Annotated in this window: 13 protein-coding genes and 1 pseudogene; 9 read left to right on the forward strand and 5 right to left on the reverse strand. The window is 62.6% G+C overall.

Annotation, left to right across the window (positions count from 1 at the left end):
- Positions 1 to 131: 131 nt before the first annotated feature.
- From ACWY4P_RS15610 to ACWY4P_RS15630, 5 genes and pseudogenes are all read left to right on the forward strand, one after another.
- A complete protein-coding gene (locus ACWY4P_RS15610; RefSeq protein WP_456211155.1) occupies positions 132 to 593 on the forward strand; it encodes a hypothetical protein in 462 nt (153 codons plus the stop codon).
- A gap of 22 nt (positions 594 to 615) precedes the next feature.
- A complete protein-coding gene (locus tag ACWY4P_RS15615) occupies positions 616 to 2919 on the forward strand; it encodes a hypothetical protein (RefSeq protein ID WP_456211156.1) in 2304 nt (767 codons plus the stop codon).
- A 21-nt stretch (positions 2920 to 2940) separates the two neighbouring features.
- A complete protein-coding gene (locus tag ACWY4P_RS15620; protein WP_456211157.1) occupies positions 2941 to 3582 on the forward strand; it encodes a hypothetical protein in 642 nt (213 codons plus the stop codon).
- 577 nt (positions 3583 to 4159) lie between these two features.
- A pseudogene (locus ACWY4P_RS15625) lies at positions 4160 to 4507 on the forward strand (putative T7SS-secreted protein); the annotation flags it as partial.
- Between the two features lie 47 nt (positions 4508 to 4554).
- Positions 4555 to 5124 (forward strand): hypothetical protein, encoded by a 570-nt coding sequence (locus ACWY4P_RS15630; protein ID WP_456213388.1) that lies wholly within the window; start codon positions 4555 to 4557, stop codon positions 5122 to 5124.
- Positions 5125 to 5129: 5 nt separating this feature from the next.
- On the opposite strand, the gene ACWY4P_RS15635 is transcribed toward ACWY4P_RS15630, so the two are convergent.
- Positions 5130 to 5276 (reverse strand): hypothetical protein, encoded by a 147-nt coding sequence (locus ACWY4P_RS15635; RefSeq protein WP_456211158.1) that lies wholly within the window; start codon positions 5274 to 5276, stop codon positions 5130 to 5132.
- 69 nt (positions 5277 to 5345) lie between these two features.
- Positions 5346 to 5759: an ATP-binding protein gene (locus ACWY4P_RS15640; protein WP_456211159.1), complete on the reverse strand. Its 414-nt coding sequence runs from the start codon at positions 5757 to 5759 to the stop codon at positions 5346 to 5348.
- A gap of 229 nt (positions 5760 to 5988) precedes the next feature.
- On the opposite strand from ACWY4P_RS15640, the gene ACWY4P_RS15645 reads away from it, so the two are divergent.
- The 4 genes from ACWY4P_RS15645 (at position 5989) to ACWY4P_RS15660 (ending at position 10110) form a co-directional block, all read left to right on the forward strand.
- Positions 5989 to 6876: a helix-turn-helix domain-containing protein gene (locus ACWY4P_RS15645; protein ID WP_456211160.1), complete on the forward strand. Its 888-nt coding sequence runs from the start codon at positions 5989 to 5991 to the stop codon at positions 6874 to 6876.
- Positions 6863 to 7084, forward strand: a complete 222-nt coding sequence (locus ACWY4P_RS15650; RefSeq protein WP_456211161.1) for a DUF397 domain-containing protein — start codon at positions 6863 to 6865, stop codon at positions 7082 to 7084. Before ACWY4P_RS15645 ends, ACWY4P_RS15650 begins: the two co-directional genes overlap by 14 nt.
- Before the next feature lie 393 nt (positions 7085 to 7477).
- Positions 7478 to 7951, forward strand: coding sequence for a hypothetical protein (locus tag ACWY4P_RS15655; RefSeq protein WP_456211162.1), 474 nt, complete (start codon positions 7478 to 7480; stop codon positions 7949 to 7951).
- 29 nt (positions 7952 to 7980) lie between these two features.
- Positions 7981 to 10110: a hypothetical protein gene (locus ACWY4P_RS15660; protein ID WP_456211163.1), complete on the forward strand. Its 2130-nt coding sequence runs from the start codon at positions 7981 to 7983 to the stop codon at positions 10108 to 10110.
- A 223-nt stretch (positions 10111 to 10333) separates the two neighbouring features.
- Here ACWY4P_RS15660 and ACWY4P_RS15665 read toward each other — a convergent pair whose 3' ends face one another.
- The 3 genes from ACWY4P_RS15665 to ACWY4P_RS15675 form a co-directional block, all read right to left on the reverse strand.
- Positions 10334 to 10633 carry a WXG100 family type VII secretion target gene (locus ACWY4P_RS15665; RefSeq protein ID WP_456211164.1) on the reverse strand — a complete coding sequence of 100 codons (300 nt, stop codon included), beginning with the start codon at positions 10631 to 10633 and terminating at the stop codon, positions 10334 to 10336.
- A gap of 98 nt (positions 10634 to 10731) precedes the next feature.
- Entirely contained in the window at positions 10732 to 11136 is a 405-nt protein-coding gene (locus ACWY4P_RS15670; RefSeq protein ID WP_456211165.1) for a WXG100 family type VII secretion target, read from the reverse strand.
- A 256-nt stretch (positions 11137 to 11392) separates the two neighbouring features.
- The gene (locus ACWY4P_RS15675; RefSeq protein WP_456211166.1) at positions 11393 to 12640 is read right to left on the reverse strand and encodes a S8 family serine peptidase; all 1248 of its coding nucleotides are present in this window, start codon (positions 12638 to 12640) and stop codon (positions 11393 to 11395) included.
- Positions 12641 to 13272: the final 632 nt, after the last annotated feature.

Here is a 13272-nt window from a genome sequence, read left to right on the forward strand (position 1 = left end):
CTCGGCCCGGGGCAGAGGTCTTTTCGTTCGGCGACACGCCCCGTCAGCTACCCGCACGTACGGTCAACTCCCCTAAGCTGAACGTCACTTGTGACGCTGACTCAGAAACACGCATGCCAGGGGAGAGAAGCGTGTCGTTTGAAGAAGAGTGGAACGGGCTTCGAGCCGAAGCGACGACGCGCATGCGTCTCAACGAGGCAGGCAAGAGCTCATCCGGCGGTGGCGGCGGTTCCGGCGACCTGATCGTGCACCAAGACGATCTGGGACGGGTCGGCCATGAGGCCTTCTTACTCCACGACCGCCTCAGGAAGGCGGGAGACATGACCCGCGGGGCGAAGGACGACGGCTCCACGGCCAGGGCGGCCGGCGTGCTGACCACACATCACTTCACCTTGGGCGGCGCTCTCACCACCATGACCATGATCTGGAACGACCAGCTCAAGACGCTGCTGCAGGCCTGCGCCCATATCTCCAACCACCTCGACTACTCGAAGAACTCGCAGGCCCACACGGACGCGAAAATCGCCGCCGACATGGCACGCAGGGACGGGACCGCCATGCCGGTCTCCGAGATTTCCAAGTACTACAAGTAGGAGACGGGGACGAGGACCACAGATGGCACGCCTGACTTTCGACGACCTGTATCACGTCTCCTTAGCCAGTCTCGGCTCGGCAGCCGACGACTGGAAGGAGATGGTGGACCAACTCGAGACCCTGGCCACGGATGCCAGGGACTGCATGGTGAAGCAATCCGAGGCCGCCCGCTGGGCCGGCGTCAACGCCGATGTCACCAGGCCCTTTGTTCGCAAGACCGGCAAGGAATTCCACGACGCCCACGCCGAGGCCAAAGCCATCTGGGCCATGCTGCGCGACGCTCACGAAGACCTGGTGGCGGTCCAATCGTCACTCAAGGAGGTCGTGGACGTCGAAGCCAAGAACAAGTACATCCAGGTCACCGGGCTGCCCGACGGCACGGTGTCATGCGTTTATCTGCATCGGCGCGACACCAATGACGAGCAGACGCAGGCGCAGCTCGACTACAAGGACCGTCTGGAGAGCAGGATCAACAATCTCATCGCTCAAGCCGATGAGATCGACAACTCCGCGTCACGCGCCCTGAAGAAGATCCACGGCAACGACAGCCACAACTTCGGCCACGCGAAATACGACTCCCTGGACGACGCACAGTCCGAGCGGGCAGTTCAGCTCGCCAGGAAAAGCCTCGCGAAGTACCGGGACGGTGGTGAGCTCAGCATCACGGAACTCACCGAACTCAAGCAGCTTCTCGCGTACAACTCCAAGGACCGCGAGTTCACTGTCGACTTCTACAAGGCCCTAGGCCCGAAGGACGCCCTGCGATTTCAGGCACAGATCGCGCTCGATGCTTCGGCGGAGGGCGACAAGACGCAGTTCAAGCTCGCCCACAGCGTTCAGACCAGCATGGGCGAGGCACTCGCCACGGCGACCCGGCCGCCGACTGGGAAGGACGACCCCAATACCGCCTTCCGCGAGGACAGAGACTATCTTGGGAAGGCTTGGCAAACCGAACTCAAGCGGGTGGGCCGCGCGCCTCTCACATTCGAAAAGAACAACGCCCGGGTCGAAATTCGAGGCTACCAAGTTCTCGGAACGCTTTTACGCCACGGTAGCTACGACAAGTCGTTCCTCACTCCCGTCGCAGAGGACATGGTCACCTTCGAGCGCAAGCAGCCGTGGGCCTGGCCGGGGCCGCACAACTCATACGCGGGCCTGGGCGTGGACAAGTTCGGCCTCAACCTCGACAAGGACGGCGGCCCCGGTTGGGACCCCATGACCGGCCTCTTGGAAGGTCTCTCGCACAGTCCTGAAGCGTCGACGGAGTTCTTCAACGGCTCCACAGGTGAGGGCGAGCACGACGGACTCAAGAAGATCAGCAACCTCGACTACTTTCTCGGCGACAAGGATGGAAAGGGCGCACGTGAGTGGACATACGGCGCCGCAGGCATCAAGGTCTCCGACACTGAGAACTTCGGCAAGGAAGCACTCGGACACGCTCTCGAGTCCGCCACGTCCGGGCGTCCCTACGACAGCGACGCCCCCTCCAAGGCCCACACGCAGGAGCAGGCCGACGTCTTCGGCTCGGTGGTGAACAAAGTGGCTGCGAACCCCGAGTTCTTCAAAGGGGATGGCGAACTCGCTCCGATTGCGGGCAGCCTCGGCAATATGTCCGCAGAGTACATGCACGATATCCAGCGAGTTTACGCAGGTGGAGATGAAAGTGGCTACATCAGAGACACCGGGGCCGAACCGAACCTCTCAAGGCCGGAGGACAAACACACTTTGGATCTGTTCCTGAAGACGACCACAGCAGACCCCGACGCATACGCAACCGTCACACAAGCCCAGGAAGCAGTGACCAACGAAACACTCCGTGAAGCACTAACTCATCGCGGAGACAACGAAGATGTCGGGGCTCTAGCCGAGATTGCCGTGATTCCGGGCGCAAGGGTCGAAGGAAACACGGCCGAGGGTCGGGCTGATGCAATAGCAGCTGCTGACGACAGCGTAAAGAAGGCCGAAGAATACAATAATTCACTGGAAGCCGGAGACGGATGGCTCGGTCGCTTCGTGGATCTGGGGATTGGCACCATCGATCATATCCCTGTGGCCGGCGATGTCGCCGGGTGGGTGATCGAGGACGTGCGAGAGTCCGTCCTCGATCATAAAGCAGCGAAGCCGGAAGACGCAGCGAAACAGGTTCAAGAAAATCAAGACGCATACCTAACAACCGAACGCGTAAAGAGGGCCGAAAGGGCAAAACAAGCTTTTTACGATGCCGCAGCCCAAGCGGGCATGGACGCCAAGAATCAAAGCGTCAAAGACGCCGCACAGAGGGCCTATAATGCAGCATATGACGCCAACGCTGTCGAGGCTTCATAAGGAAGCAGGTGCCTCTCGCACATGGTACAGAAGCCACTACTCTCGACTCGCAGCAAAGGGATCGCCGCCACCCTGACCCTGGTACTCGGTGCCGGGATATGGTGGGCGACACACAAGTCGAGGTCAGATACCCAGGCCATCAATATCCCTCAGCGGATCTGCCATAACCGCATTTCCGGCGAAAAGGCGGAGCCTCTCCTGCCCACCAAGGGATCGAAATACACGGAAGACGCCGACACCTTTGGTGGCTGGTCATCCCTGGGAACTTGCGAGGCAAAAGTAGACGATAGTCGCATTTACGTGTCCTACCAGGACGCCCTCGGCCACAAGCGTAGTTATCACCCCAAAGGGATTCCCGTTTCCTTAGGCAAGGCTTACGGATCCTTGACCACAGGAGGGGCCATCAATCTATACGTCTCATGCACCAATACCCCCAGAACCGCTACAGAGTGGCTGCTAATAGGCGCGAACGCCACCATAGTGGACGACCAGATTGACGACGGACAGAAACTGAATAAGTCAACCAGAGGGCTCCGGGCGCTCACCGAGTTCACCGCCGAGGCAGTACGCGACCTGACCCAGGACTGGTTCAAGTGTCCCGGCGCAGACCAACTACCAGACGGCCCCGTAACCATCCACTGGGACAAGCCAGCCGTTCGTTGAGCCCCCACCACCATCCCGTCCCGGCAAAACCCCGTGAGCCTGACGCCCGAAGTGCTCCGGTCAGGGCGCTGGATTCCAGACAGAACCGGCAGCACTCTCAGCCAGCAGATTCACGAGTACCACGGGGGTGGCTGCGCAGAGGCATGGCGGCCACTGGGGCATCACTCGCCAGTGTCAAGATAGCCCTTGCGTTCGGGGGAATGAACGACTCGGGTGCACCCCGACGCAGCGGCAGGACACTGGTTGGCCAGAAACTCCCAGAGGCCGCCACGCCGGTATCAGAGCGGGAGAAGCGGGCGACGCTGTGCGGGACGCGGCTGCACCTGCAGCGCCCGAAGGAGCCCGGTCACCCAGTCACACGGACAGTAGAAGTCTGGCCTGTGGCACTAGCGTTCACGTCGATGGAACGGCTTCCCCTGTTCGCAAGGGTATGTGGATGGGCACCCGCGACCGTCGAGGATTGGACGGGGCTACTGCCCGAGAGCGTAGGGACGTTGGTCGATCCGCCACCTGGGATCTACAGGAGCTCTGGCTCGACGACTACGGCTCGAGGGAGCGATCCGCGTGGCTCAGCGTGATGCGATGGAGGGCGGTTCGACCGAGCACATCCCGCCGGCCCGCGAAACCCTCCGATGTCATCTATGGCAATCCGTCCGACGTCGACGACCTGGTGGTCAAGCTTCGGGCTTACGCGGGGGCGTTCAGGGACGGGCAGGGGCAGTTGGATGTCCTGGCGTTGATGGACTGGACGGGGGCCGGTTCGGAGGGTTTTCAGAAGGCGGCGGAGAGGCTTCCGCTGGAGTTGGAGTCCGCGCAGACGTACTTCCACGCCGCCGTGGACGCCTTGGACGCGTACGCGAACAAGCTGCGTTCGGTGCAGAAGCGGGTCAAGCCGATCACCGAGGGCGCGGATGCGGCGCAGGCGGCGTCCAAGGCGTACTGGAAGAACGTCAACGCGTACTACGCCGAAACGTGGACCGCAAGGACGACACCCAGCCGGAGCGTCCGCCGGAGGACGATCCGGGGATCGGGGCGCTGGAGGGCGATCTGCAGCTGGTCATCGACGCGGCGAAGAAGAAGCTCGCCAAGGCGGCGAAGGACCGTCAGGCGCGCGCACTCGGCGCCGTTGAGACCACCGAAGAGCTCATCCGGATCCAGATCCACCGCGAGGTCAGGCTCGTAGAGAGCGTCATCGTCACGCGTGCTGACCGGCACGCCGAGTTCGCCAAGCCGGTCAGCCAGTCGCGTGAACTCTGCCGCCGGGTCGTCCTTATAGAAGGCGAGATCCGCGGCGCACCCCTTCGCGAGAGTGCGTCCGCTCATGCTCCATACGGTGGCCTCAGTGTCGATCTCGACGATCGGCGTGGGCTGGTCTTGGGGCTCATCGGGATGCGTCCAGTAGCCGATCCAGCCCTTGCCGCCTTCGGCAACCACATGCAGGTGCCGGCTGAGCTCCTGGGCGGCGACGAAGACGGCCCTCCAACCGGGGTCGTCGCGTTCTCGGTCGCCGAGGAAACTGTCATCACAAGCGGGTCGACCTGATCCGGTTACAGCAGGGTGATGCCGAACAGCTCGGCGATCTCGTTGCGGCCCTCCCCGTGAGCCGTCAGGAGCACACGAAGATCCTCGGGCACGGAATACCCATCCAATCGCTCCCGCGGGTACCGCGCCATCCGGTCATCCAACGTGCTCATGTGGCGGGGATGCCAGATCCCTTCAACTTCACCGCAGGGGCCGGTACGCCCGCTGTGAAGGAGTTTCCTTCAAGCTCGAACGAGCCATGGGAGCGCGTCGAGCGGCAAGATGATCTTGCACCAGACCTGCTTGAGATCCGCGCCGATGCGGTGCCACCCCCAGCCGGCCGTCAGCGCCGTGACCATGTGCAGTCCACGCCCGTGTTCGCCGAGTTCGGCGTTGGGATCGCCGGTCATCCGGGGGTGCGCATGCGGAAGATAGTCGCCTACCAGGATGCGCAGACTGGGCGGGCAATAGGCCGTCGCCTCACAGAGGATCAGGTCCAACGAGGCGAGACCGCCGCCGTGACGTAGAGCGTTGGCGCATAGCTCGCCCACGACGGATTCGATCTGGAAGGCCGCCTCAGGCAGGCGCCACTCCTCGCGAACCCATGACGCAGCTCTGTGTCGCGCGTGCACCACGACACGGTCACGGCCCAGCACCGGGCCCTCCCAGCCGACTCGCGTTGGTGGGCATCCAGACAAGGGTGGGGATGAGAGCTCGCCCATGTGATCACCTCGCACAAGGAGTTAGCGGCAACAGAACGGCAAGCCGTGACGCACTTGCCACGATCCGTAACCATGCCAGCGCAATCCGCTACTCGGCAAGTCAGTGGGAAATATTCCTCGTGTTCGATTGCTCCTCCCTGCACGTCCCACCACACTGTGATCCATGGCTTGGAAAAAGAGCACGGCGTCGAAGTCCGTGTACCGCCGCCAACTTGCGGCCCGGCTCCGAGAGTTGCGCGAGGACGCGGAGCTGACCCTGGCCGAGGTCGCCCGCCAGGTGGAGGTCAGCCAAGGATCATTGAGCCGCATTGAAACCGGTGATCGCGGCACCACTCCGCTCCTCGCCAAGGCGCTTCTCGACTGCTACGAGGTCACCGACACAACCCTCCGCGAGGACCTCCTTGATCTGGTCCGGGCCGACCAGGCCCAGAAGCGGCCGTGGTGGAAGAAGTACGCCACGGTGGTCAACACCACGCAGTACGGCGGATATTTGACGCTGGAGTCCAGCGCCACTTCGCTACGTACGTACCAACCCCTGCTCGTGCCCGGGCTCCTGCAGACCGAGGCGTACGCACGGGAGATCATCACCGAGATGCGCCCCGACCTGTCAGCGCGGCAGGTTCAGGCATTGGTTGATGTACGCATGCGGCGCCAGGAGATGCTGGACACGGAAAATGCACCCACCCTGTGGGCGGTCATCGACGAAGCTGCAATCCGGCGCCACATCCGCTCGGCAGAGGTTGCGAGACAGCAACTGGAGAGGCTAGTGCATGCATCTGAGCACCCTCGCATCACTATCCAGTTCCTGCCGTTCACAGCGGGTGCACACGCCGGCCTCTACGGTTCGTTCATGCTCATGGATTTCCCTGCACCCACTCCCGAAGTAGTGTGGGTCGAGAATCTGACCAACTCCGTCTGCTTTGAGGATCCCGGGGATGTGGACCGATACATCGAAGTTTTCGACCACCTGAGATCCCGAGCACTGGAACCACCAGAGACTTGCAGACGTTTCCGGACAATCGCGAGGGAGTTGCAGCATGAAGAACATTAACGCCACCCTCTCAGCGCTCCATTCCGAAGGCGCTCATTGGCGAAAGAGTTCGTACAGCGGGGGCAATGACGACTGCGTCGAGCTCGCAATCACCCAAGGTCACATAGCCGTCAGGGACTCCAAGCGCACCGATCTCGCCTACGCCTCATTCACCGCCGCCGCTTGGCGCGAGTTCGTCTCCGCCATCGCGACAGGCACCCTCCGTTGAGGGCACCCAACGAGAGTCATCCTCAACTTAACGTCCCACTAACCCAAGGCGCCGACGAGATGACTTAAGGTGTCGGGCTACCACGGCTTGGGCCACAGTCAGTTCATAGCCTGTGAATGACGCCCGTCGTGGAACCTGCAGAGACGCGCGCGCGTCTAACGCCGTAAGTTTCCCTTCCGGACACCACTGGTTCGAACCTTCGGCACGCGGCGTAGTCGGTACGTCATTCTCCGCAAGGAGAAGCCGTGCACTCAAGGGCCGAAACACACAAACCGACCGATCGTTCGACCAGTGTGCCCGGAAAGGGGTGAATAACAAGGCACCAGCGTGCTAACTTCGGAAGGCTAATCGCCGTATGCGACGCGCCACTTGATGCCTAGCCATGGGGGAATCATGACCTTTGAGGACGAGTGGTCCAAGCTCCGCACCGACGCTGCGGCGGGGCAGAAGTCCACCCATATGCAGCTCAACCAGACTGATCCCCCTGGTCCGAGCCTCCCTGGAACACTCAACCTGAAGTCGAGCGCGTCCAAGAAGAAAAGCGCCGTCAAGGCTCTGGAAGACACAGTCCAACCGGACACGAAGACGGCCGGTGAGTACGTCGACGAGTCGACCGAGAAGGCCGAGAAGGAGTTCAAGGAGTGGGCCACCGGGAGTGGGCTCACCGACGCCCTCAAGGGGTGGCACACCTCGGTCAAGGCGCTTCAGGCGCGCCTCTCGCAGGAGAAAACTGCCCTGAGCGGGACCAACAGGTATTTCCTGGGCAATGACTTCCTTGTCGGATCAGAGCTCACCACAGCCGTTCCGCCCACCCAGTACTCGGACAACACGCCGTTCTCGTCTCGGATCTCGGACTACTACCGCTAGGGGGGCTCGTGCTCACGTACCACCAGGTCATGACCATCGACCTGTCCCTCCTTGAGACGGCCGCCACCAAATGGGACGAGGCCGCCAAGAAGTTCGAAGCGGTCAAGAAGGTTTATGACAGTCAAGTCAAGTCCGTGGGACTTGACGGGACCTGGACCGGTCAGGCGCAGCTGGTCGCGCGTCCCAACATGCAGTTGACCGACGAGCAGTTCGGCGCAGCCCCGAAGGAAGCCCGCGCCATCGCCTCGATCCTGCGGGACGCGCACAGCCAGTTCGTGGATCTACGCGGGAAGGTGAAGTCGGCCGTCGCGGACGCCGTGAAGGCCGGCATGAAGGTTTCGGACGCCGGCATCGCGAGTTACGACTTCTCGAAGGCCAGCGCGGCCGAGGCCAATGCGGCGCATCACGACCCGGATCTGCGCAACATCGAGCAGTCATGGACCCGGCACATCGAGGCGGCGGTGAGGGCCGTCGACGACGCCGACCAGGGCGTGAAGCTCGCGCTCAAGGCGGCCGTGGAGGACCCCAACCTCTTGGACGGCGCGGCTAACGGGTTCAACAACAAGGCGGAAGGCGACATCGAGAAGGTCGAGGGCAAGGAAGCCAAGGAGCTCGCGACCAAGCTCAATTCCGGCGACAAGCTCAGCGACAAGGAGATGGCCGAGTTCCAGCGGCTGTTCCGCGACAACGAGCACAACAAGGCGTTCAGCCAGACGTTCCTGGACGGCCTGGGCCCCAAGGCCACCATCCAGCTCAACAACAAGTTCAACAGCCTCGCCAAGGGCGATGACAAGAAGGACTTCCGCGCCCTCCAAGAGGGCGTGGCAACCTCCCTGGCCACCGCGACCAAGTCGCCCTCCGACCCCTTCTACAAGAAGTGGCTCGAAGGCGTGCGCAAGGTAGGCGACGAGAACTTCGACAAGAAGACGACCCCGCTTTATGGCTATCAGTCGTTCGTCAATCTGATGACGCACGGAAAGAACTACGGGAAGCAGTTCCTGACCGACGTCGGCAACGACATCATCGCCCTGGAGAAGAGCGACAAGCTTGGGGCCGGCAGGTGGGACCAGTGGGGCGCCTGGCATCCGGACGTGGCGACCGACCCGCTCGACAGCCTGCTCGGCATCATGAGCCAGCAGCCAAACGTCGCGACGTCGTTCCTCGACCCCGGCACGGATGGCAAGAACGATCACCTGAAATATCTACTCAAAGACCGTCATTGGCCGACGATGGACTCGGCCTCGATGATAGGGGTCCACACGATGGACCTCCCCGGCAACCGCCTTGGCTTTGGCGCGGCGCTCGAAGCGGCCGCCACCGGGAATGTCCCAGGCGCGGACCACACTCTCGGCTATCACACCGACGCCGAGTCCCGGGTGATGTACAACACCATCAAGATTCTCGACGACGGCCGGAACGGGGCCCATATACCCGACAATCTGCGGGCAAACTTGGGCCGCATGCTCGTCGACTACACGCCCGAGACCCATGAGATCCTGACCGGTACGGGTCCGTACATGGACAAGAACGGCGTGTGGAACGACGGCACAAGTGATCCCAAGGACTCCCATATGTCCGTCCCGAAGGAGAGCCTGACCCGCATCATGCGTGGTGTGGCGGAGGACGGTAAGGCATTCGGCGAGATGTACGACGCCGAGCGGTTCTACGCCGCGGGGACACTGTCTAAGACGGACTTCAACGACCCCAACAACCGTGCGGCGGCCATCGAAGGGGCGTCACACGTCTTCGGCTTCTACGACGGCATCAGCTCCGACATCGTGCGCGACAAGAAGGACGGTGCCGTTTCGTGGGCCAACCACGCCCAGACGGCCGAATTCGTCGTCACCGGCGGCATGCAGGCCGCCGCCAGCGCCCTCAAAGGCCAACCCACCGGCTTCATCACCGATGCCGTCTACCGCATTCTTTACGCGGGCGTCTATGACTGGAAAGAAGACCAGATCGCCCAGGCGAACGCTGCGGCGGCACAGCAGAACGAGTATCACTTCACCACCGGCCAGAAGCAGGTGAATCATCTGGTCTCGGGGTGGGCCCAGGAGAACGGCCACGGCATCAACAGCGGGCTGTCGCGTCACCTGGTCGGCTCCGGGCAGGAACGTTACGACAGCGCGCGCACGGAAGCCCTCATTTATCTGGACTGATGAGCGGATGAGCCGGGAGCCCGCTCGGTTCACGAGCTGAGCGCCTATGTCTGTCTGCCGACCGCCGGTGGGGCTTCTGCCTCACCGGCGGCTTTGGCGTATGGCGCGATGACGGGTCGCCGCCCAGTGCGTATGACGGCATGGCTCCGGTGGACTCCGTACATATGCCGATGGGGTGGGCGGCGGTGTAACCGCTGCCCACCCCATCGCGGAGGCGAATCGCTCAGAAATCCAGGCTAAACAGGCTCGACGCTTTCACGTCGGTCGCACGGTACGAGTCCTTACCCGACTCGACGAGAGTCGCTACCTTCGTCACGAGAGCCTGGATGTGGTCAGCCCTGGCCTGGAACTGCTTCTCAGCCGCGAGCATGGCCTGGTGCGCCTCACCCTCCCAGCCGTCGGTGACCCTCTTCACAGCCCCCTGGATGTCCTGCATCTCCTTGCGGACGTTACTGGCCGCCGTGCGGAGCTGCGAGGCGAGCTGCTGTACCGACTCGTAATCGACGAGGATTCCGTCTTGCACTGTGGACACTTTGTCCCCCAACTCGATAGTTCTGTGTGCGTTGTTGTCAGCCGCCGCAGGGGTGCCACGGTGCCACCAGGCACCCCTTTCTGTGTGACTTAGAAGCCGTCGACCTTCGAGTGCGAGGCGATCGGGGCGTCGGTGCCGGCGCCGAGGCCGCCCACGCTGCTGCCCGGGGTGATGTGTCCGCCAGCGGCGGCGCCATTGACGTCGATGCCCCTGAGCTGTCCGGCGATGTCGTCGTCGTTCGCGCCGCCAGACCGGTGGGTCAGGGCCACGGCCTCGCGAATGCCCGCGACCAGCCGACGGACGGCGTCGTGGTCCTGCTCCAGGTCCATCTGCGCCTTCTTGAAGGCACCGGCGCCCTGCCCCTGCCACCCCGCGTCCACCGTGGAGAGGATGTCCGCCATGAGCTTCATGTTGCTGCCGAAGCCCGTGACGGACTGGTCGAGCTCCTGCGTGAATTTGATGAACGCTGAGTCGCTAACCCGCTGCTTGCTCATTTTCCACCTTCCCCCATGAGTTGTTGGTGAGTTGATCTGGGGTTTCGCTCTTCAACTCACCGCTGTGCGCGAATCCCTTGGGATTCATCGTACTGCTTTCAGGTGTCCTACACATTGTAGTAAGCGTCCGCAACACCTCGCTCATCGTTCACGGTTGTTTCATTTGTTGAACGAGAGCTCGGTGCTCGGCAGCACCCCAGCTCCCCGGGGGTGTCTCGACGGAGTACCCAGTCCGGTAGCCGGCAGTGGCAACTGGTCATAGCCCGACCGATGCACTGCCGCGGCGGCGGACCAACGCGATGGCGACGGCGGCCGCCAGGAGGACGGCGATACCTGCGCCAATGGCGATCCAGAGAGTACTGCTACTGTCGTCGTTTTTCTTAGGCCCCGCGACAGATTTCTTGTCGCCTTTTTTATCGTCCGTGGCTGTGGGAGTCGACTGTTGGTCGGGGCTCGGGGACGCCGAGGGGGAGGCAGAAGCCGATGCGGAGGGGTCCGGCTTCGTCGCGCCCTCGCGGGCCAGGAGAGGGTTGACGCTGGCCGGGCCGGGGTCGCCCTCACCGTCAAGGAGGACCTTACGGGGACGGATGGAGCCGTAGCCGACGTAGGTGCTGGGGATCTCGCCGGTGGTGGGCTTCGCGGCGGTCTGCATCATCACACGCAGAACTTGATTGTTGGTCCACTTGGGGTGCTTGGCCCAGATGAGAGCTGCGGAGGCGGAAGCGATGGCGGTGGCCTGGCTTGTGCCGCCGGAGTTGCAGATGCCTTCTGACTTCGTGCAGTGGATGGGGATGTCGTCGCCGAGAGCCACCAATCCTACGTGGGCACCAGAGGTTGACCACTTGGCGACGTTGCCATCGCGGTCGATTGCTCCCACGCCCACGACACCAGGAATGGCTGCAGGATAAGAGGGAAAATTACCTTTGTCTCCATCGTTTCCTGAGCCTGCTAGAACCAAACTGCCTCTCTTTAGAGCGTACTCAACGGCCAGCCTGGTTTCTGAGTACTGATTACTAGCTCCAGTCGACGACATCGAGATATTGATGACCTGAGCATTTCGGGAAGCAGCATACCTGATTGCCTTGCTGAGCGCTGAGTCAGCAGAATCCGACTTGGGATCGACTGCAACCTTCACCGGCAGGATCTTGACCCCCGGCGCAAGGCCCTGAATCCCCCCGCCAGAACCAGTTCCCGCGATGAGAGCGGCCATGTTCGTCCCGTGCCCGTCACTGTCCTCCTGAGCACTGGCATCCCTGCCAGTGAGCACTTGCCCATTGAGCTCAGGAAGCGAAGTGTTTACTCCGGTATCGATGACGGCAACTTTAATCCCCTGCCCCCGGCTCACCTTCCAGATCTGATTGGCTTTCATCGAGCTCAAATACCACTGCCGCGAGCGAACATCCTGCGCTTCTGCGGGAGATGTAAGACCACTCGCAGAAACAAGTACAGCACCGAATAGAGCCAACAGGGCTCGACGCCGTACTCCAAGGGATGAACGCAGCATGTAGTGGTTACTCCTCGCGTGAGCAGCTTTCCTGCAAGCTATTCGATGACAGGCGGGACCGTGTTACGCCGACCACCGGTCCAGGTCTCCTCATCTTCTTCGAGGTAGTCCGGCCTGGCCCCGGCGTTGCGCTGGTTACCACCGTGCGGAAGAGATGTGGAGTGTGGTGCCGCTGCAGGGCCATGGTTCCCACGCACGAGCCCCGAACCTCCCTGGGTGAACTCGGAACGCCCCTCACGCGGGACACGCGGTCCTCCCGTGACGCCACCAGGCTCCGATGTCAACCGTCGGCCCGAGCCTGTGCCGCCAGGAGCGTGCGCACCGCCGTCGACCGGGTGAACTCCCGCTCCCAGGGGTCCACGCGGCAGAACACCGCGCTCCTCCCCCACGACCGTACTGCGCGGCAAACTCCGCCCGGGTGGGTTCGTTCCCTTCGGGCGGTCAACCATGCCTCCCGGCTCCGACCCCAGTCGTCGTCCGGGACCACTGCCCCCGGTTGTGTTCGGACCGTGGCCGAAGTAGGTGCCCGGTCCGACGGGGCCACGCGCCATGGGAGAGTGCGGCTCTTCGCCGACCACCATGCCGCGCGGAATCCGTGGAGTATTGGTCTGCCCAACACTCCGCTTTCCGCC

Source organism: Streptomyces sp. LZ34 (assembly GCF_053890475.1).

Coding starts and splice junctions, on each gene's coding strand:
- ACWY4P_RS15660 (WP_456211163.1), top strand. CDS start 7,981: ATGACCATCGACCTGTCCCTCCTTGAGACGGCCGCCACCAAATGGGAC.
- ACWY4P_RS15655 (WP_456211162.1), top strand. CDS start 7,478: ATGACCTTTGAGGACGAGTGGTCCAAGCTCCGCACCGACGCTGCGGCG.
- ACWY4P_RS15635 (WP_456211158.1), bottom strand. CDS start 5,276: ATGAGCACGTTGGATGACCGGATGGCGCGGTACCCGCGGGAGCGATTG.
- ACWY4P_RS15620 (WP_456211157.1), top strand. CDS start 2,941: ATGGTACAGAAGCCACTACTCTCGACTCGCAGCAAAGGGATCGCCGCC.
- ACWY4P_RS15650 (WP_456211161.1), top strand. CDS start 6,863: ATGAAGAACATTAACGCCACCCTCTCAGCGCTCCATTCCGAAGGCGCT.
- ACWY4P_RS15670 (WP_456211165.1), bottom strand. CDS start 11,136: ATGAGCAAGCAGCGGGTTAGCGACTCAGCGTTCATCAAATTCACGCAG.
- ACWY4P_RS15645 (WP_456211160.1), top strand. CDS start 5,989: ATGGCTTGGAAAAAGAGCACGGCGTCGAAGTCCGTGTACCGCCGCCAA.
- ACWY4P_RS15675 (WP_456211166.1), bottom strand. CDS start 12,640: ATGCTGCGTTCATCCCTTGGAGTACGGCGTCGAGCCCTGTTGGCTCTA.
- ACWY4P_RS15615 (WP_456211156.1), top strand. CDS start 616: ATGGCACGCCTGACTTTCGACGACCTGTATCACGTCTCCTTAGCCAGT.